The sequence below is a fragment of the Ensifer sp. LC384 genome (assembly GCF_001695865.1).
GTDB lineage: Bacteria > Pseudomonadota > Alphaproteobacteria > Rhizobiales > Rhizobiaceae > Ensifer.
The window spans coordinates 81,374-104,154 of record NZ_MBST01000003.1 but is presented as its reverse complement, the minus strand read 5'-3'; the positions used below and the strand labels follow the sequence as shown (position 1 = coordinate 104,154).

At 62.8% G+C, this 22,781-nt stretch carries 19 protein-coding genes; 10 read left to right on the top strand and 9 right to left on the bottom strand.

The genetic code is table 11. The features are described 5' to 3' along the window. Positions 1 to 24: 24 nt before the first annotated feature. Positions 25 to 1,008 carry an arabinose ABC transporter substrate-binding protein gene (locus tag BC363_RS04695; RefSeq protein ID WP_065785732.1) on the bottom strand — a complete coding sequence of 328 codons (984 nt, stop codon included), beginning with the start codon at positions 1,006 to 1,008 and terminating at the stop codon, positions 25 to 27. A gap of 199 nt (positions 1,009 to 1,207) precedes the next feature. Between BC363_RS04695 and BC363_RS04690 the strand changes: the two genes are divergently transcribed. Genes BC363_RS04690 through BC363_RS04680 form a run of 3 tightly spaced genes read left to right on the top strand, consistent with a single transcriptional unit; the run spans position 1,208 to position 4,004 of the window. Next, a complete protein-coding gene (locus tag BC363_RS04690) occupies positions 1,208 to 1,969 on the top strand; it encodes a FadR/GntR family transcriptional regulator (protein WP_065785730.1) in 762 nt (253 codons plus the stop codon). A 32-nt stretch (positions 1,970 to 2,001) separates the two neighbouring features. Then, positions 2,002 to 3,189 (top strand): galactonate dehydratase, encoded by a 1,188-nt coding sequence (gene dgoD, locus BC363_RS04685; protein ID WP_274533961.1) that lies wholly within the window; start codon positions 2,002 to 2,004, stop codon positions 3,187 to 3,189. A 38-nt stretch (positions 3,190 to 3,227) separates the two neighbouring features. Next, positions 3,228 to 4,004 carry an SDR family oxidoreductase gene (locus BC363_RS04680; RefSeq protein WP_065785726.1) on the top strand — a complete coding sequence of 259 codons (777 nt, stop codon included), beginning with the start codon at positions 3,228 to 3,230 and terminating at the stop codon, positions 4,002 to 4,004. A 45-nt stretch (positions 4,005 to 4,049) separates the two neighbouring features. Here the strand turns inward: BC363_RS04680 and BC363_RS04675 are convergent, their stop codons facing one another. The 4 genes from BC363_RS04675 to BC363_RS04660 all read right to left on the bottom strand — a co-directional run bounded on the left by BC363_RS04675 (position 4,050) and on the right by BC363_RS04660 (position 9,624). Beyond that, positions 4,050 to 4,550, bottom strand: a complete 501-nt coding sequence (locus tag BC363_RS04675; protein ID WP_065785724.1) for a hypothetical protein — start codon at positions 4,548 to 4,550, stop codon at positions 4,050 to 4,052. Between the two features lie 229 nt (positions 4,551 to 4,779). Further along, positions 4,780 to 5,700, bottom strand: coding sequence for a response regulator (locus tag BC363_RS04670; protein WP_244519800.1), 921 nt, complete (start codon positions 5,698 to 5,700; stop codon positions 4,780 to 4,782). Further along, a complete protein-coding gene (locus BC363_RS04665; protein WP_065785722.1) occupies positions 5,693 to 9,079 on the bottom strand; it encodes an ATP-binding protein in 3,387 nt (1,128 codons plus the stop codon). The genes BC363_RS04670 and BC363_RS04665 overlap by 8 nt, the downstream gene beginning before the upstream one ends. A gap of 113 nt (positions 9,080 to 9,192) precedes the next feature. Then, positions 9,193 to 9,624 (bottom strand): OsmC family protein, encoded by a 432-nt coding sequence (locus BC363_RS04660; protein ID WP_065785721.1) that lies wholly within the window; start codon positions 9,622 to 9,624, stop codon positions 9,193 to 9,195. A 289-nt stretch (positions 9,625 to 9,913) separates the two neighbouring features. Between BC363_RS04660 and urtA the strand changes: the two genes are divergently transcribed. The 5 genes from urtA (at position 9,914) to urtE (ending at position 15,669) form a co-directional block, all read left to right on the top strand. Then, positions 9,914 to 11,206: an urea ABC transporter substrate-binding protein gene (gene urtA, locus BC363_RS04655; protein WP_065785720.1), complete on the top strand. Its 1,293-nt coding sequence runs from the start codon at positions 9,914 to 9,916 to the stop codon at positions 11,204 to 11,206. Positions 11,207 to 11,391: 185 nt separating this feature from the next. After that, on the top strand, positions 11,392 to 13,008 hold the full coding sequence (urtB, locus tag BC363_RS04650) for an urea ABC transporter permease subunit UrtB (RefSeq protein ID WP_065785719.1): 1,617 nt from the start codon (positions 11,392 to 11,394) through the stop codon (positions 13,006 to 13,008). Beyond that, positions 13,005 to 14,168, top strand: coding sequence for an urea ABC transporter permease subunit UrtC (gene urtC, locus BC363_RS04645; protein ID WP_065785718.1), 1,164 nt, complete (start codon positions 13,005 to 13,007; stop codon positions 14,166 to 14,168). Before urtB ends, urtC begins: the two co-directional genes overlap by 4 nt. 5 nt (positions 14,169 to 14,173) lie before the next feature. After that, the gene (gene urtD, locus BC363_RS04640) at positions 14,174 to 14,938 is read left to right on the top strand and encodes an urea ABC transporter ATP-binding protein UrtD (RefSeq protein ID WP_065785717.1); all 765 of its coding nucleotides are present in this window, start codon (positions 14,174 to 14,176) and stop codon (positions 14,936 to 14,938) included. Positions 14,939 to 14,973: 35 nt separating this feature from the next. Next, positions 14,974 to 15,669: an urea ABC transporter ATP-binding subunit UrtE gene (gene urtE / locus BC363_RS04635; protein ID WP_065785716.1), complete on the top strand. Its 696-nt coding sequence runs from the start codon at positions 14,974 to 14,976 to the stop codon at positions 15,667 to 15,669. A gap of 8 nt (positions 15,670 to 15,677) precedes the next feature. Here the strand turns inward: urtE and BC363_RS04630 are convergent, their stop codons facing one another. The 4 genes from BC363_RS04630 to BC363_RS04615 form a co-directional block, all read right to left on the bottom strand. Beyond that, on the bottom strand, positions 15,678 to 16,931 hold the full coding sequence (locus tag BC363_RS04630) for a hypothetical protein (RefSeq protein ID WP_065785715.1): 1,254 nt from the start codon (positions 16,929 to 16,931) through the stop codon (positions 15,678 to 15,680). Between the two features lie 70 nt (positions 16,932 to 17,001). Beyond that, positions 17,002 to 18,045: a substrate-binding domain-containing protein gene (locus BC363_RS04625; RefSeq protein WP_065785714.1), complete on the bottom strand. Its 1,044-nt coding sequence runs from the start codon at positions 18,043 to 18,045 to the stop codon at positions 17,002 to 17,004. A gap of 32 nt (positions 18,046 to 18,077) precedes the next feature. Further along, positions 18,078 to 19,100 carry an ABC transporter permease gene (locus BC363_RS04620; protein WP_065785713.1) on the bottom strand — a complete coding sequence of 341 codons (1,023 nt, stop codon included), beginning with the start codon at positions 19,098 to 19,100 and terminating at the stop codon, positions 18,078 to 18,080. A gap of 4 nt (positions 19,101 to 19,104) precedes the next feature. Continuing rightward, entirely contained in the window at positions 19,105 to 20,580 is a 1,476-nt protein-coding gene (locus BC363_RS04615; RefSeq protein ID WP_065785850.1) for a sugar ABC transporter ATP-binding protein, read from the bottom strand. A 388-nt stretch (positions 20,581 to 20,968) separates the two neighbouring features. On the opposite strand from BC363_RS04615, the gene BC363_RS04610 reads away from it, so the two are divergent. Both BC363_RS04610 and BC363_RS04605 read left to right on the top strand, forming a co-directional pair. After that, on the top strand, positions 20,969 to 21,976 hold the full coding sequence (locus BC363_RS04610; RefSeq protein ID WP_244519804.1) for a substrate-binding domain-containing protein: 1,008 nt from the start codon (positions 20,969 to 20,971) through the stop codon (positions 21,974 to 21,976). A 243-nt stretch (positions 21,977 to 22,219) separates the two neighbouring features. Further along, positions 22,220 to 22,678 (top strand): Rrf2 family transcriptional regulator, encoded by a 459-nt coding sequence (locus BC363_RS04605; RefSeq protein ID WP_065785711.1) that lies wholly within the window; start codon positions 22,220 to 22,222, stop codon positions 22,676 to 22,678. The last annotated feature ends 103 nt before the right edge of the window (positions 22,679 to 22,781 follow it).

Genomic DNA, 22,781 nt, shown 5'->3' with positions numbered 1-22,781 from the left:
GCTCAAAGTCATCGAAGACGACGATTATTCGATGCCGAGGTCCTTGCGAACCGCCTCGTAGGTATCACGCAGGGCAACCTGGCCGGCGGTCAGCGTCAGCTTTTCCGGCTCCTTGGCGTTGGCTACCCACTCATACATGTTGAGCGCGGTCTCATAGCCGTGGCGCTTCGGCGAGATGATCACGGTACCGAAGAAGCCGGTTGCGGCGGGCTTCTTGAACTCGTTGATGGCCGAGTCCGCACCGCCGATGCCGACGCCGATCATGCTGTCGGCGGCAATGCCGACGCTTTCGGTGGCGCGCACGGCGCCGAGGACCGCTTCGTCATTGAGGCCGACGGCGACCCACTTCTTGATGCCGGCATTCTTGTTGAGAACGACGGTCGAGGCGTTGAGGGCTGCTTCCGTATCGGTTTTTGCCTGCGGCGCGTCGAAGATGTTGGCTTCCGGGAAGCCGTTTGCCTTCAGGACCGAGAGCGCGCCTTCGACGCGGTCGACGGCGGTCGGCAGTTGGTCGTAGGAAACGCGGATCGCACCGACGTCCTTCATGTCCCAACCACGCTTCTTGATCTCGTCGACGATCGACTGACCGACGGCTTCGCCGATCTTGGTGGCGGAAATGCCCATATGCGGCACGTCTTCGATCGGGCTGCCATCGGCGTTGACGAGGCGGTCATCGACGGTCATCAGCTTGAGGTCGTTGGCGGCTGCCTTGGCGATGATGCCCGGGCCGAGTTTGACATCAGGCGTGCAGATGATGAAACCCTGCGCGCCCTGTGCGCCGAGATTGTCGATCGCCGATTGAACCTTCTCGCCATCTTCCGCGCCGATCTTGACCAGCGTGAAGCCCTTTTCCTTGGCGGCGACGTCGGCGAACTTCCATTCATCCTGGAACCACGGTTCCTCGGGCTGCTTGACGATGAAGCCGATCTTGACGTCGGCGGCGAAGGCGGACGTTGCGGCGAATACGGCGACGGTGCCAGCCAAGATGGCGGCCTTGAAGAAGCGCATGATTTCTCTCCCTGGTGAAACTGCCTCCTGCAGTTCTCATTTGTGTATGATGAATCATCATATCCGTCAATTGCCATTGTATGATGATTGAGATAGTGATGTATAACCATTGCCGAAGCGCCTCCCTGATCCCTGTCGCGAGGGAAGGTGATATGGGGTAAAGGCGTCGGCGGAACTGAAGGGATGGGTGGAGATGCAGATGGAAGGACAGGAGCCGCAGGGCGCGGCAGAGGAGCAAGTGCAACGCCGGCCGCGTGTCCAGAAGAACGTGACGCGGACCATCGCCTCCGACATCTGCGCCGATATCTTTCCGGTCGGCTCCTATCTGCCGCGGGAAAACGATCTCTGCGAGCGTTACGGCGTCAGCCGGACGGTTATCCGGGAATCGCTGAAGATCCTCGAATCGAAGGGCATGGTGCGTGGCCGTTCGCGTGTCGGCACTATCGTTTGCGGCAAGGATGAGTGGAACATCCTCGATGCGCAGGTGCTCGAGTGGATCGGCGAACGCATCTTCGAATTCGACCTGTTGAACTGCATCCTGGAAGCGCGCCGGGCGATCGAGCCGGTTGCGGCCGAATTCGCCGCCGAGCGTGCGACCGTCCAGGAAATCGCCGATCTCGAGCGGGCCTGGCAGGCAATGCGTGACGGCGAGCGCGATATTGCCGGCTTCACCGATGCCGACGTTGCCTTCCACACCTGCCTGCTCAAGGCCAGCCATAACCAGGTTTTCCTGCAGCTCGTCGGTATCATCCAGGCGGCGCTCAAGTTTTCGCTGCATGCCTCCAACGAAGCCGCCGAGCGGCGCGACGAGGCTATCGACATCCATCGTGAACTGGTCGAGGCACTGCGCATGCGCGACAAGGCGGCCGCGCGCGACTGCTCGACGCGCATGCTGAATCTCGCCGCACGCGACCTGGCGACGGCGGTCCAGCAACATCGCCCCGTGAAATCCGCTTTCTAACGTTCCCGATCGCGATCCGCCTGCCACGGTTGATCGCGACAACTCATCCCCACCGAACTGGACATCAACCCATGAAGATCACCAAGCTCACGACCTATATCGTCCCGCCGCGCTGGCTGTTTCTCAAGGTGGAGACCGACGAAGGCATCGTCGGCTGGGGTGAGCCTGTCGTCGAAGGACGGGCGCTGACGGTCGAGGCGGCAGTGCACGAGCTTTCCGACTACCTCGTCGGCAAGGATCCGTTCCTGATCGAGGACCACTGGAACGTGATGTACCGCGGCGGTTTCTACCGCGGCGGCGCCATTCACATGAGCGCGCTTGCCGGCATCGACCAAGCGCTTTGGGACATCAAGGGCAAGGCGCTGGGCCAGCCCGTACACTCCCTGCTTGGCGGACAGTGCCGCGACAAGATCAAGGTGTATTCCTGGATCGGCGGCGACCGCCCGAGCGACGTCGCCCGCAACGCCAAGGACGTGGTGGCGCGCGGTTTCAAGGCGATCAAGCTCAACGGCTGCGAGGAACTGCAGATCGTCGACACCAACGAGAAGATCGACAAGGCGGTGGAGACCATCGGTACCATCCGCGATGCGATCGGCCCGAACATCGGTATCGGCGTCGACTTCCACGGCCGGGTCCACCGGCCGATGGCCAAGGTGCTGGCCAAGGAGCTCGAGCAGTTCAAGCTGATGTTCATCGAGGAGCCGGTGCTTTCGGAAAACCGCGAGGCGCTGAAGGAAATCGCCAACCATTGCTCGACGCCGATCGCGCTTGGTGAGCGCCTCTATTCCCGCTGGGACTTCAAGTCGGTGCTTGCGGACGGCTATGTCGACATCATCCAGCCGGATCTTTCCCATGCCGGCGGCATCACCGAATGCCGCAAGATCGCGGCCATGGCCGAGGCCTATGACGTGGCGCTGGCGCCGCATTGCCCGCTCGGCCCGATCGCGCTTGCCGCCTGCCTGCAGATCGACGCCGTCAGCTACAACGCCTTCATCCAGGAGCAGAGCCTCGGCATTCACTACAACGAAGCCAACGACATTCTCGACTACGTCTCCAACAAGGACGTCTTCCACTATGAGGACGGCTTCGTGTCGATCCCGCAAGGGCCTGGCCTCGGCGTCGAGGTCGACGAGGCCTATGTCATCGAGCGCGCCAAAGAGGGGCATCGCTGGCGCAATCCGATCTGGCGCCATGAGGACGGCAGCGTCGCCGAGTGGTGACGGCTGCGCGGGATCATCGGCTGAGGGAGGCGGAAAATATGAGCAAGCGGCTAGCTGGAAAGCGCATCGTCATCACCGGGGCAGCCCAGGGCATCGGTCTCGCCATGGCCGAGGCGTTCCTGAAGGAGGGGGCGAGCCTCTTTCTGATCGATCGCGACGGGCCGCTGCTCGATAGGGAGACGGCAAGGCTCAGAGATGAAGGCGGCACGCTTGCATCGACGACGGCCGATATTACCGATGTCGATGCAATCGCCGGCGCCATCCGCCAGGCCGAAAACACCATCGGCAGGCCGAATGCGCTCGTCAACAATGCCGGTATCAACGTCTTTGCGGAGCCGCTGGCAACGACGGATGCGGACTGGCAGCGCTGTTTCGACGTCAATCTCAAAGGTGCGTGGAATTGCAGCCGCGCTGTGCTTCCCGGCATGATCGAGGAGGGCGGCGGCGTCATCCTCAACATTGCCTCAACGCACGCCTTCACGATCATCCCGCATACATTTCCCTATCCGGTGGCGAAGCATGCGCTTCTCGGCATGACCAAGTCGCTCGGGATCGAATATGCCTCACGGGGCATCCGGGTGAACGCGCTTGCCCCGGGTTACGTTCTGACACAGAAGGCCGTCGAATACTGGAACAGCTTTCCGGACCCGGTCGCCGCCGAGGCGGAAACGATGAAGCTGCATCCCGGCGGACGGATCGCAACAGCTGATGAAATCGCCCGCGCCGCGCTCTTCCTGGTGTCCGACGAATGCACCTTCATCAACGCCACGTGCCTGACCGTCGACGGTGGGCTGAGCGTCCTGCATCATCCCTGAGCCAGGCCACGCGGCTCTGCCTCAATAGAAATGCGTACGACCGCGTCACTTGCGGTGCAGGTTGATCTCGCTGGTGACGACCTTGTCGCCGGATGCCGGATCGACGTCGACCGTCGTCAGCCGCATCCCGTTCACCCCCACCTTCTGCAGCGTCAGGTTGGCGCTGCGGTCGCCGTTGACTTCCTTTTCCCAACGAATAGTGAGGTTGATGGCGTTGCCGCGGCGGTTGCCGCTCAGGCCCGCCCGTCCTCCCCGTGGCCCGAGGTAGGATCCGCTGTATTTCGACCCGCTGAACCGCAGCTTGGCATCGATGGAGCGTGAAATCAGGATCAAGCCGCGGCACACGCCTTCCATCGACAGCGCCAGCCCTTCGGACTGAGAATCGAAGTTGCAGGAGACGTTGATCGGCGACATGTGGGCGCGGATCCTGACTGTTCCTTCGCCCGTCCAACTGCCTTGAAGCGATTTCAGGAACGCGCCTTCATCCGCTCGCGCGCCGCCGGCGAGTGATGTCGTCGCGGCGGCAAGCACTAGCCATCGCAGCATGTCGCAACCCTCCGTTCAGAGCCCGCGATGGTACACCAGGAAAGGCCGGGATCACCAGCGGCAAGGTGATCCCGATCGCTCTCCGGCTTTTCAGGCGCCTTAACCGCCCTTCTCGCGCGCCAGGCGGACGCGGAAACGGCCAGCACAACGGGGGCCCGAAAGCATGGGCGGCGCGCGTGGCATCGCCGCCGCCTGCTTCTTCCCGGAAGCGGCAAGGGGTTGTCGCCGGCTAAATCCCGTGCAGGACCTGTGTCGCCTTGACCGCGGCCGAGGCGCGGTTTTCGACGCCGAGCTTCACATAGATCTGTTCGAGATGCTTGGTGACGGTGCGCGAACTCAAGCCGAGGATCTCGCCGATATCGCGGTTGGATTTCCCCTTGGCGATCCAAAGCAGCACTTCGGATTCGCGTTGGGTCAGCGCGAAATGCTGCCGCAGCATCTCGTCGTCGCTCCGTCGGCTTTCGGCCGTCAGGCGGAAGAGATACTCGTTGGCGCCGATCGCGCCGAGAAACGAGATCTGCAGTCCGGATTGCCCGGGTTCTTCCAGAGTAAAACTATTCTCCCGCTTGCCGCCGGCTCCGGTCTTCTCCAGCCAGGCGGCGATACGGTGTGCGATCGTCGCGAGGCCCTCGTCGCTGCCGGTTGCGGCGTTGACGAGGCGAGCTGCCTGCGGTGTCGACCAGCGAACACCGCCATCCGAGCGCACGGCGAGCAGATGGCGCCCGGCGGCATCGAGCGCGACGCGCGCGCTTTGCGCCGAGCGGGCGTTGGAGAGGTGAACGCGGATGCGAGCCCTCAGCTCATCGATGTTGATCGGCTTTGTCAGGTAGTCGACGCCACCGGCCTCGAGTGCATGAACCACATGCTCGGTCTCCGTCAGCCCGGTCATGAACAGCACCGGCGTTTGGCCGACGGATGCGTTGGCCTTCAGTCTCAGGCAGGTTTCGAACCCGTCCATGCCGGGCATGACCGCGTCCAGCAGAATGACGTCGGGCGTGATCCGCTCGGCAATCGATAGGGCGGCATGGCCCGAAGTGGCGATCAGCACGGAGAAGCCCGACTGCTCCAGCGCTTCGGTCAGAAAACCGAGCGCTTCGGGAGAATCGTCCACCAGCAGCACGATGTCGCGACGAGCGTAAGTCTCAACCACGGGTGACGGCTCCATTCTCCGCTTTTTCCCTCAGGAAGGCATCGTAGCCCGAGAGGTCGAAGGCCTGGACATAGGCGCGGGCTGCATCGACGAAGAGCTGATGTTCCGGTTTGAGAGCGATTTCCATCAGCTTGGCCTCGATGCCTCTGACGTAGCCGATCTCGCCGAGCCGGATCAACTCCTCGACATGGTGCTGACCGGGCAACGTCATGGCACCCGCCTTTACAGCCCTCGGTTCCTCGAACGCGTCGCCCTCATGGACAAACGTCAGGCCGAGCTGAACGGCGAGCTTGTCGGCGAGTTGGCCGACGCCGAAGGGTTTGGCGAGCGTATCGTTGTGACCGACAAGGGCGCCGGTGGTCGAGCCGTCGCCGATATTGGCGGAAAGCATGATGATCGGCGCCGTCTGCCCGCCTCTGCGCAGTCTGTCGACGAGTTCCCAACCGTTCATATCAGGCATGGAGATGTCGACCAGGAAGATGTCCGGCGCCAGCGCCTCAACCATCGCAAGGCATTGCTTGCCGCTTTCGGCTGCAAGCACGGTGAAGTCCATCGGCTGCAGAATTTCACGCATCAGGTCGCGGTGGTCGGCGTTGTCGTCGACGACCATGATCGTGCGCCGCGGGCCGAGATAGGATGTGATCCGGCGCACCGCCACCAGCGGCGCCGGCCGATCGACGGCGGAAAGCATCAGCCGGACCTTGAAGGTCGTGCCCTTGTTCGGCTCGCTGGTCACGGATATTTCGCCACCAAGCGTCTGGGTCAGCAAACGGGTGATGGTCAATCCGAGGCCCAAGCCCGGCATGCTGCCGAGGTGCTCCGCTTCGCCGCGCTGGAACGGATCGAAGATGCGCGGCAGGTCCTTCTCGGCGATGCCGCGGCCGCTGTCACTGATCGTGAACGTCGCGACCTGGCTGCGATAGTCGATGTCGAAGCGGATCTCGCCGCGTTCGGTGAACTTCAGCGCATTGGACAGCAGATTGACGAGGATCTGGCGCAGCCGTTTTTCGTCGGTCTTGACGTAGCGCGGCAAGGCGGCAGCACGCCGATGTTCGAAGGCGATGCCCTTGGCCTGCGCCTGCGGGCGGAACATGTCGACGACCTGATCGAGGAAGTCGTGAATGTTGATCTCGTTGGAATAGACCTGCAGCTTGCCGGCCTCGATCTTGGAAATGTCGAGAAGCCCGTCGATGAGGCCGGAGAGGTGGTCGGCGCTGCGCCTGATCACCTTGATCGCGCCCTGTCGCGCCGGCGGGATCGTTTCGTCGCGCTCGAGCACCTGCGCGTAACCCAGCACCGCGTTGAGCGGCGTACGCAGCTCATGGCTGAGGCCGACGACATAGCGGCTTTTGGCGCGATTGGCCGCCTCGGCAGTCTCCTTTGCCTGCTGCAGGGCCGCATCGGTCTTCTTGTGCGCGGCGATTTCCTTCAGGAGCAGCGTGTTCTGTCGCGATGATTCTTCCTCGGCAACGACGCGGCTGTCGTGGGCGAGCACATAGAACCAGCAGACGATACCGGCGAGCACGGCAAAGACGAAGAAAACGACGGCAATCGTTCGCTCGACGACTACAGCGGTTTCCGGCGAGGCGTTGCCTGTCTGGTGCGCGATCATCGCCAGGATCAGACCTATGCCCGCGATCGAGAGCACCGCCGAAATGGCGTAACGACCGAGCCGCGTCGCCAGCTTGGCGGTCACCGTTTCAGGCAAAAGGGCGTGCGCGACCGTTGCCACCTGCGCATTGAACCGCGCCTTCGGCTTGCACATGTCGTGGCAGCGGCTGTCGAGGGAGCAACAGAGCGAGCAGATCGGTGCGGCATAGGCGGGACACCAGGCCATGTCCTCCGGCTCGAAGGGATGCTCGCAGATCGAGCAGGTGATCTCGCTCTCTCTCGCCCAGCTCTTTCTCGGCTTGCGGGCGAGATAATATTTGCCGCCGGTCGCCCAGGCGATCAGCGGCGAGGCGATGAAGGCGATGATCAGGGCAATGTAAGGCGCAAGCGATGCGGCGATGGCGCCGAAGGCGCCGAAATGCGCCGTCAGCGCGATCGTTGCCGAAAGCGCCATGGCGCCGAGCCCGACAGGGTTGATGTCGTAGAGATGGGCGCGCTTGAACTCGATGCCGGGCGGAGAGAGACCGAGCGGTTTGTTGACGAAGAGATCGGCCGAAATGGTGCAGAGCCAGGCCATCGCAATGATGGAGAAGACGCCGAGCGTCTCCTCGAGCAGCCGGTAGATACCGAGCTCCATCAAGAGCAGCGCGATGGCCACATTGAACACCAGCCACACGACCCGGCCGGGATGACTGTGGGTGAGGCGGGAGAAGAAATTGGACCAGGCGAGCGACCCGGCATAGGCGTTCATGACGTTGATCTTCAACTGCGAGACGACGACGAAAGCGACCATCAGCAGGAGGGCGGCCGTCTCAGACGGGATCATGTAACCGAAGGCGGTGTAGTACATCTGTGCCGGGTCCGCGGCCCGCGTCGATGGAACGCCGGATGAGAGGGCGAGCACGACGAGAAAGGAGCCGGCCAAAAGCTTTGGCGCACCGACCAGCACCCAGCCGGAACCGGCCAGGAAGACGGCGATGCGATGATGCAGTTTGCGCTGGCCGTCCGGCGGCAGAAAGCGCAGGAAGTCGACCTGCTCGCCGATCTGCGCCATCAGCGCGAAGATCACCGCGGAGGCGGCCCCGAACTCGATGAGGTCGAAGGGGGCGAGCGTGCCCGGCGGTCCGGACGCATGATGGATCCCGGCATAGGCGAGCCAGATGCCGACCTTCTCCCAGTCGGCAAAGGCGATGAAGACGAAGGGCAGGACGTTGAGCACGATCCAGAAGGGCTGGGTGACCAACTGGAACTTGCTGATAAGGCGCACGCCGTGGGTGACGAGAGGGATGACGACGGCCGCGCTGACGATGTAGCCGACCCAAAGCGGCATGCCAAGCGCAAGCTCGAGCGCCCCCGACATGATCGAGGCTTCGATCGCGAAGAGGATGAAGGTGAAGCTGGCATAGATCAGCGAGGTCAGCGTCGAGCCGATGTAACCGAAGCTTGCGCCACGGGTCAGAAGGTCGATGTCGACGCCGTGGCGGATCGCGTAGCGGCTGATCGGCAGGCCGACCGTCAGGATCATCAGGCTGGCGATCAGAATGGCGACGATGGCGTTGGTCGTACCGTAGGACATGGTGATCGCGCCGCCGATCGCCTCCAGCGCCAGGAACGAGATCGCGCCGATCGCGGTCTGCGAAATGCGCCCGGAGGAAAAGCGCCGCGCACTCTTGGCCGTGAAGCGCAGCGCATAGTCTTCGAGCGTCTGGTCGGCGACCCAGCGATTGTATTCTCGTCGAACGGGAATGATACGCTGGCGTGCCGCCATGTTGCCTCGTCATCTCTCGCATTGCCGGCAGGTGGCTGCCTATTTTCACGGCATTGACATCCTGTGCGTGAAATTTATGCAATGCGGAGAAGGCGAAAGCAAGCTTGAAAGGGTCATCCACTCACGGCGGTCGTGTCGACGACGACAAAATCATGCGTGATCGTCGCGGACTTGGCGAGCATCGCTGACGCCGAGCAGTATTTTTCCAAGGACAGGGCGATCGCGCGCTCGACCTTTTTCTCCGCGAGGCCACGTCCCTTGACCACGAAGTGCATATGGATGCGGGTAAAGACCCGGGGGTCCTCTTCGGCGCGGTCTGCGTCGAGCTCCACGGTGCAATCCTCGACCGGCTCGCGGCCCTTTTCAAGGATATGAACCACGTCGTAGGCCGAACAGCCGCCGGCGCCGATCAGCATCAGCTCCATCGGGCTTGGGCCCGGAGTACGCCCCTCAGGACCGGAGGCCGTTCCGAGGACGATCTTGTGACCGCTTCCGGATTCGCCGACGAATGTCCGCTCTTCAACCCATTTGATTCGTGCCTTCATGATCTTTCACCTGTGTTGAGCTGCTCGTCACGGCCGGCTGGCCGTCGAAGCTTCTCAATAGCCGTAAAACGCATGCTCCGGCCATACGGGCAGGCGCATTTCGATCTCGTCGTCTCCGCGCAATGACGCCAAACCCGCATCGCTCCCAGCGGCTGCTTCCACTTTGCCCCCTCGGCCTACGTAGAATGACGTATGTGCAGTGCAGCAGGACTGGCGGATGATCCCTCAAGCAACGGTCAAAAGGAACGAAGCCTCGTTGCGGCGACCAGAACGAGAGGGGTTCAATCAGATGAATATCAAGGCACGCGTCACCGGCGCCTTCCTGGCAACGGTCCTGTCGACAACGGCATTCAACGGCGCCTTTGCGGCCGACGACACGATCAAGGTCGGCATTCTGCATTCGCTGTCGGGAACCATGGCGATCTCAGAGACGACCTTGAAGGACGCCATGCTCATGCTCATCGACGAGCAGAACAAGAAGGGCGGCCTGCTCGGCAAAAAGCTTGAAGCGGTTGTCGTCGACCCGGCGTCAGACTGGCCGCTCTTTGCCGAAAAGGCACGCGAACTCGTTTCCGTCGACAAGGTTTCGGCCGTGTTCGGCTGCTGGACGTCGGTGTCGCGCAAGTCCGTCCTGCCGGTGTTCGAGGAGCTGAATTCGATCCTGTTCTACCCCGTTCAATACGAGGGTGAGGAAAGCCAGCGCAACGTCTTCTACACCGGTGCCGCACCGAACCAGCAGGCGGTTCCGGCCGTCGACTATCTGATGGAAAACGAAAGCGTCGAACGCTGGGTGCTGGCCGGCACCGACTACGTCTATCCCCGCACGACCAACAAGATCCTCGAGGCCTATCTCATCTCCAAGGGCGTCAAGCCCGAAGACATCATGATCAACTACACGCCGTTCGGCCATTCCGACTGGCAGACGATCGTGTCCGACATCAAGAAATTCGGTTCCGCCGGCAAGAAGACCGCCGTCGTCTCGACGATCAACGGCGACGCGAACGTGCCGTTCTACAAGGAACTGGCAAACCAGGGCGTCAAGGCCGAGGATATCCCCGTCGTCGCCTTCTCCGTCGGCGAAGAGGAACTCGCTGGTCTCGATACGGCCCCGCTCGTCGGCCATCTCGCCGCCTGGAACTACTTCCAGTCGGTCGATACCGCTGCCAATGCCGAGTTCATCAAGACCTGGAAGGCCTATACCAAGAACGACAAGCGCGTCACCAACGACCCGATGGAAGCCCATTACATCGGCTTCAACATGTGGCTGAAGGCTGTCGAGAAGGCCGGCACCACCGACACCGACGCGGTGCTTGACGCCATGATCGGCGTCTCGGTGCCCAACCTTTCCGGCGGTTACTCGACGATGATGCCGAACCACCACATCACCAAGCCGGTGCTGATCGGCGAGATCCAGGACGACGGCCAGTTCGAGACGGTCTGGGAAACGCCCGGCCTCGTGGTCGGCGACGAATGGTCCGACTATCTGCCCGACTCCAAAGACCTGATCGCCGATTGGCGCGCGCCGATGTCCTGCGGCAACTTCAACGTTGCCACCGGCAAGTGCGGCGGCAAGGGCTCCTGATTTCATCACGTAGCGATAGTTTCCGGATCGCGGCAGCTGCCTCGCTCCCCTTTGCATGACGAAATCATAGGCAGGCATACCCTTCGCCCAACGCTCCCGCTGGGCGAAGGGATCTCGAAATTCCATGCCGCGATGGCGGCGCCTGCCTTGCGCTCGCGCGGGCGAGCGAAACCGAGCGAGAGGCGATGTACCGCATTCTGCAAACCCTGTTGATCACCCTGTGCCTATTGGTTTCGGCCCATGTCACGGGCTTGCGCGCCGCGGACGATCTCGGCGCCCTGATCAGTGCGCTCGGAACGGCCAAGCTGGCAGAATTGGACGATCGCATTGCCGCGCTTGCTAAGAGCGGCGATCCGCGCGTCATCCCGGTTCTCGAAGCGCTCGGCGAAGGCAATCTCTACGCCCGAAAAGCCGATGGCGGCGTGTTCCTGACCACGGAGAAGGGCACGAACCTTGTTCTTGTCGATCCGCTTGATGGCGCGGACATCGGCGAAGTGCCGAAAGGCGAGCTGCAGAAAATCAAGGTCAACAACGCTGTCCGGCGTGCCGTTCGAAGCGCGCTCGGCGGCCTGACGCTTTTCAGCGCCGATGCGGAGGCAAGGCTGAAGGCGGCGCAATCCATGCGCCAGACCCCGAACGCTGGCGCGCTCGAGGCGATCGAGACGGCGCTTGCGGCTGAAAAGGACGCCGCCGTGCGCAAGACGCTCGACGAGGCGCGCGCGGTCACGCTTCTGGTCTCGGATCGGCCCGACGACGATAAGCGCGCGGCGATCAAGGCGCTGGCGGAAGGCGGTGGTCGCGAGGCACTTGGCGTGCTGACCTCCGCACTTTCTTCGGCGGATGCGAGCCTGAAACCGGATATCGAAGCCGCACTGCAGCGCATCGAGCAGGCGCAGGCATTCTGGAACGCCGGCCAGAATGTCTGGTATGGCCTGTCGCTCGGCTCGGTGCTGCTGCTGGCGGCCATCGGCCTTGCCATCACCTTCGGCGTCATGGGCATCATCAACATGGCGCATGGCGAGATGGTCATGCTCGGCGCCTATACGACATTCCTGGTCCAGGACGTCATCCGCGGCTCCTATCCGGCGCTGTTCGACTGGTCGCTGGCGATCGCCCTGCCGCTCGCCTTTCTCGTCACCGGGATCGTCGGCCTTGCCATCGAGCGCAGCGTCATCCGCTTTCTCTATGGTCGGCCGCTCGAAACTTTGCTGGCAACCTGGGGGATTTCGCTGATCCTGCAGCAATCGGTGCGCTCGATCTTCGGGCCGACCAATCGCGAGGTCGGCAACCCCTCCTGGATGGCGGGCGCCTTCGAACTCGGCGGTCTGACGATCACCTGGAACCGGCTCTGGATCATCGTATTTGCACTTGCCGTCTTCGCGGCACTTCTGTTCCTGCTGAAACGTACGTCGATGGGCCTCAGGATGCGCGCCGTGACACAGAACCGGCGCATGGCGTCATCCATGGGCATTCGCACCCCATGGGTGGACGCTCTAACCTTTGCACTTGGTTCCGGCATCGCCGGCATGGCCGGCGTCGCGCTGTCGCAGATCGACAATGTCTCGCCCAATCTCGGCCAGGGCTACATCATCGACAGCTTCATGGTCGTGGTCTTCGGCGGCGTCGGCAATCTCTGGGGGACGCTGGTCGGCGCGTTTTCGCTCGGCATCCTCAACAAGTTCCTCGAGCCCTATGCGGGCGCCGTCCTCGGCAAGATCCTCGTTCTGGTGCTGATCATCCTCTTTATCCAGAAGAAGCCGCGCGGTCTCTTCGCACTCAAGGGAAGGGCGGTGGAAGCATGATCACGTCGTTTCTGCTCAAGTCGCTCGATCGCAGCATCGTCGTCGTCGTGGCGATCCTGCTGGGGCTTGCCATCGCCATTCCGGCCCTCAATCTGCTGACTGCGCCGGACCACCCGCTGCACGTGCCGACCTTTCTGGTTTCGCTGTTCGGCAAGTACCTGACCTATGCCTTGCTGGCGCTGGCGCTCGATCTCGTCTGGGGTTTCTGCGGCATCCTCTCGCTCGGCCATGCCGCGTTCTTCGCGCTCGGTGGTTATGCCATGGGCATGTATCTCATGCGCCAGATCGGCGCGCGCGGCTCCTATGGCAATCCGTTGCTGCCGGATTTCATGGTGTTCCTCAATTGGAAGGAGTTGCCATGGTTCTGGCAAGGCTTCGACATGTTCTGGTTTGCGGCGCTGATGGTGGTGCTGGTGCCCGGCCTGCTTGCCTTCGTCTTCGGCTGGTTTGCCTTCCGCTCGCGGGTCAACGGGGTCTACCTCTCGATCATCACCCAGGCGATGACCTATGCGCTGCTGCTTGCCTTCTTCCGCAACGACATGGGTTTTGGCGGCAATAATGGCCTGACCGACTTCAAGGACATTCTCGGCTTCAACATCCAGGCCGACGGCACGCGGGCAGCCCTTTTTGCCGCATCCGCGCTGACGCTCGCCTTATGTCTGGTGCTGACGACGGCGATCGTTCGCTCGAAATACGGCAAGGTGCTGGTCGCGGTGCGGGATGCGGAAAGCCGCACGCGTTTTCTCGGCTACCGTGTCGAGCACATCAAGCTCTTTGCCTTCACCGTCTCGGCGATGATGGCGGGCATCGCCGGCGCGCTTTACGTGCCGCAGGTCGGCATCATCAATCCCGGCGAGTTCGAACCGGGCAATTCCATCGAAGTCGTCATCTGGACGGCGGTCGGCGGGCGCGGCACGTTGATCGGGCCGATCGTCGGGGCAATCCTGGTCAATGGCGGCAAGAGCATTTTCACCGCGGCGTTTCCCGAGTTCTGGCTGTTTGCGCTCGGCGGACTGTTCGTCTTTGTCACGCTGTTCCTGCCGAAAGGCGTCGTTGGCACGGCGAGCGCCTATCTCGCCCGCCGCAAGGCTCACCGCCGGGCGGCCGATGCCGAGAACGCGCGCGACAACCTTGTCGCTGAACCCATGGCGGCGGAGTAATTGCCATGAACCAGACCATCAGCCAGACGAAACCGAAAAGCCTTCTCTATCTCGATGGCGTCTCCGTCTCCTTCGACGGCTTCAAGGCGCTCAATTCGCTCTCCTTCGTGATCGAGCCGGGCGAGCTTCGCGCCATCATCGGCCCGAACGGCGCCGGCAAGACCACGATGATGGACATCATCACCGGCAAGACGCGGCCCGACGAAGGGCAGGTCTTCTTCAAGGGCGATATTGACCTCACCAAGCGCGACGAAGCCGAAATCGCCAGTCTCGGCATCGGCCGCAAGTTCCAGAAGCCGACGGTCTTTGAAAGCCACACCATCTGGGACAATCTGGAACTGGCGCTCAACCGCAGCCGCGGTGTCTTCCCGACGCTGTTCTATCGGCTGACGGCGGGCGACAAGGCGCGGATCGAGGAGATCCTGTCGACCGTTCGGCTCAGCGCGCGCCGCGATGATCTTGCCGCCAACCTGTCGCATGGGCAGAAGCAATGGCTGGAGATCGGCATGCTGCTCGCGCAGGAACCGGAGCTGCTTTTGGTCGACGAGCCGGTGGCTGGCATGACCGACGCGGAGACGGCCGAAACGGCGATCCTGCTCAAGGAGATCGCGAGAACGCGGTCGGTCGTCGTCGTCGAACACGACATGGGCTTCATCCGCGAGCTTGGCGTCAAGGTCACGTGTCTGGCCGAAGGGGCGGTGCTTGCCGAAGGCTCGATCGACTTCGTCAGCAGTGATGCGAAGGTGATCGAAAACTATCTCGGCCGCTGACGCCGACCGCAACAGTCTAAGGAAAGGACGCCTTCATGCTGAGCGTCGAAAACGTCAACCTCCACTATGGCGCAGCACAGGCGCTGCGCAACGTCTCGATCGGCGCCGAGATGGGCAAGATCACCTGCGTGCTTGGCCGCAACGGCGTCGGCAAGTCGAGCCTGCTCAGGGCCATCACCGGGCAGCATCCGGTCAGTGCCGGGGCAATCACCTTCAATGGCGTGACGCTCGGCGGCATGGCGCCCTTTCGCCGTGCCAAGGAGGGTATCGGCTATGTGCCACAGGGCCGCGAGATCTTTCCACTGCTCACCGTCAAGGAGAACCTGGAGACCGGCTACGCGCCGGTCAAGCGCGGCGACCGCTCGATACCGGAAGATGTCTTCAATCTTTTCCCCGTGCTTCGCTCGATGCTCGGGCGGCGCGGCGGCGATCTCTCCGGCGGCCAGCAGCAGCAACTGGCGATCGGCCGGGCGCTCGTCACGCGGCCGCGCATCCTGGTGCTCGACGAACCGACCGAGGGGATCCAGCCGTCGATCATCAAGGATATCGGTCGGGCGATCCGCTATCTTCGGGATTCGACGGGCATGGCGATCCTTCTGGTCGAGCAGTATCTCGATTTCTGCCGCGAGCTCGCGGACCATGTCTACATCATGGACCGCGGCGCCGTGGTGCATGAGGGGCCGCCGGAGACCTTGGACACAGTCGAGGCCAGGCGTCACCTGACGGTCTGATCTCGGACTCAACCACCATATTCGATAATTGCGAGCCCGGCATTGTAGTCGGTCGCATAGATGATGCCGGCCGCATCGACAAAGACATCGGCCGACTGGATGACGCGGGGTCGCCCGGCGCGTCGGTCGGTCATTTCGATCGGCCCGGCCGGGACGAGCGCGCCGGTCTGGCGCGGGCGGTAAGGGTCGGTGATGTCGAAGGCGCGGATGCCGGCATTCTGCCAGGTGGCGAAGATCAGTGTCTCCGAAACGAACGAGCCCGGCCGGTTTTCGTGCAGGTTGTGCGGCCCGAAATGCCCGCCCTTGGCGACGTAGTCGGCCTCAGAAGGAATCGGGAAGGTCGAGATGCTGACCGGGTTCGAGGGTTCGCGGATATCGAAGATCCAGGTGTGCTTGCGGTCGTCTTCCTCGTGATCGAGCACGGCCTCGTCGGCGACGACAAGCAGATCGCGACCGGGCAGCGGCAAGGGCGAGTGCGTTCCGCCGCCGAAGGGGGGCGACCAGTTGCGGTGGGCAATGAGCTTCGGGTTGGCGTGGTCCTTGACGTCGAGCAGCGTCAGGCCGCCGTCGCGCCAGCAGGCATAGGCCGTGTCGCCGGAAACAAGCGCGTGATGCAGCGCATAGCGCTTGCCGTCCGGCGCAGTGGAGACTTCGCCTGCCGCCTTGTTCATCCCCGGCAGCCACCAGCGGCCGACGATTTCGGGCCTGGTCGGATCGATCATGTCGATGGTGACGAAGATGTAGTCGTTGAAGCCGTCGAACAGAGCCGAGGCATAGGCATAGCGGCCGCCGACATACCAGAGGCGATGGAAGCCGACGCCCTCGATATTCAGTTCGCCGATCTTGCGCGGGCGATCCGGAATAGAAATGTCGAAGACCGACATGCCGGCGCTCCAGGCACGCTTGCGGCCGCTGCCGGCGACGGTGTCGCCGACGGATTTGGTGTAGTAGGTCTTCTCGTCGGCGAAGGTCTCGACATCGGCAAACAGGTCAAGCGCATTGATGACCAGCAGTAGGTCGTCATGCGTCTGCAGGTGGATGTTCCAGGTATTGGCCGGTGCCGGCACATAGGTCACCGCACCCGGCCGCTTCGGATCGCGCACGTCGACGATCGAAAAGCCCTGCGACCACGGGTGGGCGACATAGGCGAAACCGCGATGCACCATCAACTGCAGGCCATCGCCGCGCCCGCCGATCGGCGAATGGCCGATCAGTTTCATGTTGTTTGCAAAATCGGGCGTGGGAAGGTCGATGCCGCTCATGGTCTTTCCAGTCTCAGTCCGCGAGAAAAACGCCGCGCGGATCGGCGCGGCGCCTCAATTTCAATAGCGATCAATTGGTGGCTGTGGGGACCCACTCGGCGGTCGCCGCATCGCTCTTGCGGAAGGCCGGGAATTTTTCCTGCAGGTCCTCGATCGACTTGATCTCGCCCTTGGCGAGATCATCGCGGGTGACGAGCGTCGGCTGCAACAGGACCGACTGGCCGGGGAACTGGCCGGCGATCGCAAGCGAAACGGCGCGCACCGAGACTTCACCGACAACGGCGGCGTTGGTGGCGGCTGTCGCCTGCCAGGCGCTATCCGGCTCGTTCATCAGCTGGATGTCGGCCGTCGAGATATCGACGCCGTAGATCTTCACCTTGCCGGCAACGCCGAGTTCGTCGATTGCAAGCTTTACGCCCTTGGCGAATTCGTCCCAGGGGGTGAAGATCACCGAAATATCCGGGTTGGCGGTCAGCACGGCCTTGGTCTGGTCGGCGACGGAGGCCGGAACCGTGTCGTTGACGACGCCCCAGGTGGCCTTTTCCGTCAGGTTGTGCTTGGCGACGAAGTCCTTCCAGACGCCATAGCGACGGTCGAGCGGTGCGAAGCCGGCGACATAGACGGCGCCGCCGACGAAGCCGTCGCCCTTGTCCTTGACGGCCTGCTCCAGCACCAGCCGCGCCATGTCCTTGTCGCTCTGCTCGATCTGCGGGATCTGCGGATTGTCGAGATTGACGTCATAGGCGACGACCTTGATGCCGGCATCGAGCGCCTTCTGGGCTACGTCCTTCAAGACCTCCGGGCGACCATTGTTGATGATGATGCCATCGACGCCGAGGTTGATTGCCTGCTCGATGAGGCTACGCTGGATGTCGTTGTCGTTGCGCGCCTGCGAGACCGTCAGGTTGACGTGAAGCGCGTCCGCCTGGCGCTTGACACCGGCCTCGAAGGCCTGCAGCCAGTCGCCACCGCTGAGGAAGCTGACGACGGCGATGTCGACGTCGCCCTTGTCGAACGGGGCAGGTGCACCGTCAATGCCGGCGGAAAAGGCAGGGGCCGCCATCAGCGAAGCGGCAACAAGGCTGCCGAGAATGGTGCGCGTCAGGTGTTTCATGGTCAGTATCCTCGCTCTGTTGGAATGGATGGTCAGCGCGCCTGGCTGCGGCCAAGGCCGTAGGTGAGCGCCAGCGCTCCGACGAGCACGGCGCCCTTGACGAAGTCCTGGGTGTAATAGGGGGCGTTGAGCATCGTCAGGCCGTTGAGCAAAAGGCCGACGAAGACCGCGCCGACGATGGTGCCGAAGACGTTCGGTCGGCGCAGGCCGAGAACGGCAAAGCCGATCAGAGCGGCGGCGACCGAATCCATCAGCAGTGAGGCACCGGACGAGACGTCGCCGCGGCCGACACGGGCAGCGACAATGATGCCGCCGAGCGAGGCGAGCGTGCCAGAAAGCACATAGGCAAGCGTCTTCAGGCGCGGGACCGAGGCGCCGGCAAGCCGGGTCGCCAGTTCGTTGCCGCCGGTGGCAAACAGCAGGCGGCCGAGGCGGGTGCGCTCGGTCAGGACGAACAGGATGATGGCGACGAGCACCATGATGACGACGGGGGCGGGGACGATGCCAAAGAAGCTCGAGCGCCCGATCAGCAGGAAGGCCGGGTCGTAAGCGCCTGTAGCCGTCGAACCGTCGGGCAGGATGAGCCCGGCGGATATCGACCGCCCGGCGGTCGGGATCAGCTGCAGGCCGGTCAGCAGAAACATCATCGCCAGCGTTGTCAGCAGATCGGGCACACGCAGGCGCACGATCAGGAAGGCGTTGACGAGGCCGACGAGTGCTCCAAACAGCAACACCAGCGGCACGGTCTCGTAGACGCCAAGGCCCCAGACGATCATCGCGTAGCTCGCCGCCATGACGCTCGAGGCGGCGACCGCGCCAATGGAGAGATCGAAGCCACCGACGGCAAGTGTGACCGTAACGCCAGCACCCAGAATGGCGACGACGGAAACGGCCTGCAGTATGCTCATCAGATTGGTGACGTTGATGTAGGCGGGCTGGGCGAGCGCGAAGCCGGCGACCATGACGATAAGCAGAATGAAGACGGCGCTGGCGCGGATGGCGGCGCTGACGCGTTCGCCCATCGGGTTTTGGCTTTCGGTGTTGAGGGTGGTCATCCGGTCAGGCCTCGATTGCTTCAGCCGCCGGCTCCCCTTGCGGAGCCGGCGTCAAACTGTGGTGGTCGATGATGAGAATCCGGTCGGCGACTTCCAGCGCCTCTTCCGGATCCGAAGTGGCGATCAGGGTGGCGCGGTCGGTGTTGGCGCGGATCGCGGTGATGATGTCATGGCGGGCGCCGACGTCGACGCCCTGGAACGGTTCGTCGAGCAAAAGCACGCGGCTCGGCTCGGCGTTCCAGCGGCCAAGGATCACCTTCTGCTGGTTGCCGCCGGAAAGCGACGCTATCGGCGCCTCAGGCCCGCTGGCCTTGATGCCTAGGGTATCGATGGCGCGCTGCGCCTCGTGCTTTTCGCGCGCGCCTAGCAGGAAGCCCAACGGATACCACCTCGCCACATGAGGCAGGCTGATCGTCGGGGCCAGCGTGCTTCCGGGCCAATCCGAAGGCATCAGCGACGAGCGGTGCCGGTCTTCGCCGGCCATGAAAACACCGGCTTTGATCGCGTCGGCGGGTGTCGCCGGACGGTAGGCCCTGCCGTCGAGCCGCATCGTTCCCGCCGCAGGCGTGCGCGTGCCGAAGATCGCCTGCAGCAACCGGCTCTTGCCCGCACCCAGCACGCCGGTGACGGCCACCACTTCACCCGCGTGAAGCGCAAGGTCGAACGGGGTGCTGCCGGCAACGAGCTGAATACCGGCCATCTCCAGCACCGGCGCGCGATGGAAGGAGCGCGCATCCGGGCGGGCCGCGCGCAAGGGGCGCCCGATCATCGTCTCGACGGCGCGATCGAAGTCGATCGGCCGGCCGAATTCTCCAACGACGGTGCCGCCGCGCATGACGACGGCGCGGTCGGCGAGTGCATTGAGATCGGCGATGCGGTGCGAAATGAACAGGATCGCCAGACCCTCGTCACGAAGGCGCCGGAGGATCGCGTAAAGCCGCTCGGACTCTCGTCCCGAAATGCTCGCCGTCGGCTCGTCCAGGATCAGCAACGACGCCCGGCGCGACAGGGCGCGCGCAGTGGCCACGAGTTGCCTGTCTGCCGCGGTCAGGTCTGCAAAGTCTCGGTCCAGCGGCAGCTCGAAGCCGGCATTCCGAAGCATCTCTGCCGCCTTGCGGCGGACACTAGAGCGGCTGAGGAAGAAAGGTGTCGAGCCATCCGCGTAAGCATGCAGCAGTAACGCATCGGCGACCGTCAGTCCCGGCGCGCCGACGCGCTCGGTCGACTGGTGAACGGTCGCGACGCCGGCTTCCGTCGCCTCGGCGGGGGAGCGGGGAGCATAGGGCCGCCCGGCCAGCGTCATCGTTCCCTGATCCGCTGCCAGCGTTCCGGCGAGCACATTGACCAGGGTTGATTTGCCGGCGCCGTTCGCTCCCATGAGCGCGACGATCTCGCCCGAGCGGATTACCAGGGAGGCTCCGGCAAGCGCCTTCGTCGGCCCGAAAGCGTGGGCAAGTCCGTCGATGCGGAGGAGGGGCATTGCTAAAACCAATTCGTCGTTGCGCTGCAATAACGCAGAAAAGTATGCATTTTCAGTAGAGAAGAACAGCGCAACAAACGAAAGTTGGTCCCAAACATGCGCTAATATGTCGCAAAAATATCCCAGGTTTACGCAATAATCGGAATTTTTCTCCTGGCACTGTTGAGAGCCGTTTCGCGCGGGGCCTACCGCAGCACAACTTCTGCTGCCAGACCGGCTGCTGTGAGCAAGGCGTTCCGCTCACGGCAGCGGGATTGGAATGTGTTTATTGTACATAAAAATTGTAGATTATACCATGCGGTCGACGGCTGATAGTCAGCTGCACAGGTTGAGATTCAACAGGAGGTCGACAATGCGGTGCAATTTGAAGCGCGCGGCGATAACGCTCATGACTTTGGGGTTTGCGGGCGGCGCGTCAGCCGCAGGGCTGGAGGGCGCGCCGGCGCCTTTCGACAAGGGCGGGGTAAAGGTGGCGCTCATCTCCTACATTTCTTCCGGCGATTTCTTCCAGGCCTATCAGGCCGGTGCCGAGGCGCAGGCCAAGGCGCTAGGCATTGATCTCAGGGTCTTTCCCGGCAAGCAGAATGCCGCGGAGCAACGCGAGCAGGTCCAGCAGGCGATCAATCTCGGCGTTCACGGCATCGTCGTCGACCACGGTCTGCCGGAGTCGCTCGGCGATGTCGTGCAGCAGGCTGTCGACGCTGGCGTGAAGGTGGTGGCCTTCGACGTCAATCTGAACAATCCGGCCGTGCCGCAGGTCGAGCAGAGCGACCATGAACTGGCGCGCCTGGCACTGGAGCAGGCGGTCAAGGACAATGGCACAAGCTTCAATGCCGGTTACGTCTATGTCGCCGGTTTCGCGCCGCTCGACCGCCGCAATGAGGTATGGGACAAGTTTAGGGCGGACAATCCGGGCGTGGTCGAAAAGGCGCGCTTCGGCAATGTCAGCGACACCACGGCAACGAGTACGGGGGATCAGGCAAAAGCCGCCTTTGCGGCCAACCCGGACATATCAGTCGTCTTCGCGCCCTATGACGAGTTCGCCCGCGGCGTGAAGCTTGCCGCCGCCGATCTGGGTATAACCGACAGGCTGAAGATCTATTCCGCCGATGTTTCGACCGCCGATATCCAGGAGATCGTCGAAGAGGGCAGCCCTTGGGTAGCGACCGTCGCGACCAATCCGGCCGTCGTCGGCGCCGTCTCGGTCCGTGCGGTTGCGCTCAAGATCGCCGGTCAGCACGTGCCGGAACGGATCCTGGTCAAGCCGGCGCTGTTGACACAAGAGGCGCTGCGCCAGGCGGGCGTGAAGACGATCGAGGAGCTGGCGGCAAAGGTTCCGGCTTTCAGCGCAAGCGATGCCGTGACTGCCGATTGGATCCCCGCCAAGCTTTTCTAGCGTTCTGCGATGACGTGGCGTCGGCAGAGATGAGCAAATCATTGCTGCTCCGCCTTGAATTCGACAATAAAATTCACAAAATCTATGCAGAAACTTACGTAATTTCTTGAGAATGGCCCGGTTTGGGTGTATGGCATCCTAAGCGAAACAGTGCGGCCGTCACAACCCGTTGCCTCCGGTGATACCAACGTCGGTGCGGAACGGATTTGTGGCGGCCTTCCTTGTTCAGGAGAGCGAAGTGCAATGTTGACCAAGAAGGGTAAATATGGGCTGAAGGCCCTTGTCGACCTGGCTCAACTGGAGCCTGGCGAAACCGCCTTCATTACTGAAATCGCCACCCGCAACAATATTCCGAAAAAATTCCTCGACGCGATCCTGCTCGAGCTTCGCAATGCCGGGATCCTGCGGTCGAAAAAGGGCCCTGGCGGTGGCTATTCGCTTTCCAGACCGGCGTCCGATATTCGCATCGGCCAGGTCATCCGCACGCTTGACGGACCCTTGGCCCCGATCCGCTGCGCCAGCCGGACGGCGTTCGAAGCCTGTGACGACTGTTCCGACCCGGTCAACTGTCACGTGCGTAAATCGATGAGTGACGTGCGCGATGCCGTGGCCTCGATCCTCGACAATATGACGCTCGAACAGTTTGCAGCCAACGACAACGCCACCGAGATCGTGGCGCTGAGAGACGTGGAAGCCGGCTGACCTTCTGGAGGTCGACGGCCGTCTTCGCGTCAGGGGCGGGTAGGACTTTCCCGCTTGCGGCTCCGAGTTGAAATTCGTTTGCTGTTATTGTCTATAGAATAAA

What these genes read in the sequence shown, in the direction of transcription:
- urtB (WP_065785719.1), top strand. Translation starts at nt 11,392, where the DNA reads ATGTACCGCATTCTGCAAACCCTGTTGATCACCCTGTGCCTATTGGTT.
- urtE (WP_065785716.1), top strand. Translation starts at nt 14,974, where the DNA reads ATGCTGAGCGTCGAAAACGTCAACCTCCACTATGGCGCAGCACAGGCG.
- BC363_RS04615 (WP_065785850.1), bottom strand. Translation starts at nt 20,580, where the DNA reads ATGCCCCTCCTCCGCATCGACGGACTTGCCCACGCTTTCGGGCCGACG.
- urtD (WP_065785717.1), top strand. Translation starts at nt 14,174, where the DNA reads ATGAACCAGACCATCAGCCAGACGAAACCGAAAAGCCTTCTCTATCTC.
- BC363_RS04630 (WP_065785715.1), bottom strand. Translation starts at nt 16,931, where the DNA reads ATGAGCGGCATCGACCTTCCCACGCCCGATTTTGCAAACAACATGAAA.
- BC363_RS04610 (WP_244519804.1), top strand. Translation starts at nt 20,969, where the DNA reads ATGACTTTGGGGTTTGCGGGCGGCGCGTCAGCCGCAGGGCTGGAGGGC.
- BC363_RS04680 (WP_065785726.1), top strand. Translation starts at nt 3,228, where the DNA reads ATGAGCAAGCGGCTAGCTGGAAAGCGCATCGTCATCACCGGGGCAGCC.
- BC363_RS04665 (WP_065785722.1), bottom strand. Translation starts at nt 9,079, where the DNA reads ATGGCGGCACGCCAGCGTATCATTCCCGTTCGACGAGAATACAATCGC.
- BC363_RS04690 (WP_065785730.1), top strand. Translation starts at nt 1,208, where the DNA reads ATGGAAGGACAGGAGCCGCAGGGCGCGGCAGAGGAGCAAGTGCAACGC.
- urtA (WP_065785720.1), top strand. Translation starts at nt 9,914, where the DNA reads ATGAATATCAAGGCACGCGTCACCGGCGCCTTCCTGGCAACGGTCCTG.
- BC363_RS04625 (WP_065785714.1), bottom strand. Translation starts at nt 18,045, where the DNA reads ATGAAACACCTGACGCGCACCATTCTCGGCAGCCTTGTTGCCGCTTCG.
- BC363_RS04675 (WP_065785724.1), bottom strand. Translation starts at nt 4,550, where the DNA reads ATGCTGCGATGGCTAGTGCTTGCCGCCGCGACGACATCACTCGCCGGC.
- urtC (WP_065785718.1), top strand. Translation starts at nt 13,005, where the DNA reads ATGATCACGTCGTTTCTGCTCAAGTCGCTCGATCGCAGCATCGTCGTC.
- BC363_RS04620 (WP_065785713.1), bottom strand. Translation starts at nt 19,100, where the DNA reads ATGACCACCCTCAACACCGAAAGCCAAAACCCGATGGGCGAACGCGTC.
- BC363_RS04695 (WP_065785732.1), bottom strand. Translation starts at nt 1,008, where the DNA reads ATGCGCTTCTTCAAGGCCGCCATCTTGGCTGGCACCGTCGCCGTATTC.
- BC363_RS04660 (WP_065785721.1), bottom strand. Translation starts at nt 9,624, where the DNA reads ATGAAGGCACGAATCAAATGGGTTGAAGAGCGGACATTCGTCGGCGAA.
- BC363_RS04605 (WP_065785711.1), top strand. Translation starts at nt 22,220, where the DNA reads ATGTTGACCAAGAAGGGTAAATATGGGCTGAAGGCCCTTGTCGACCTG.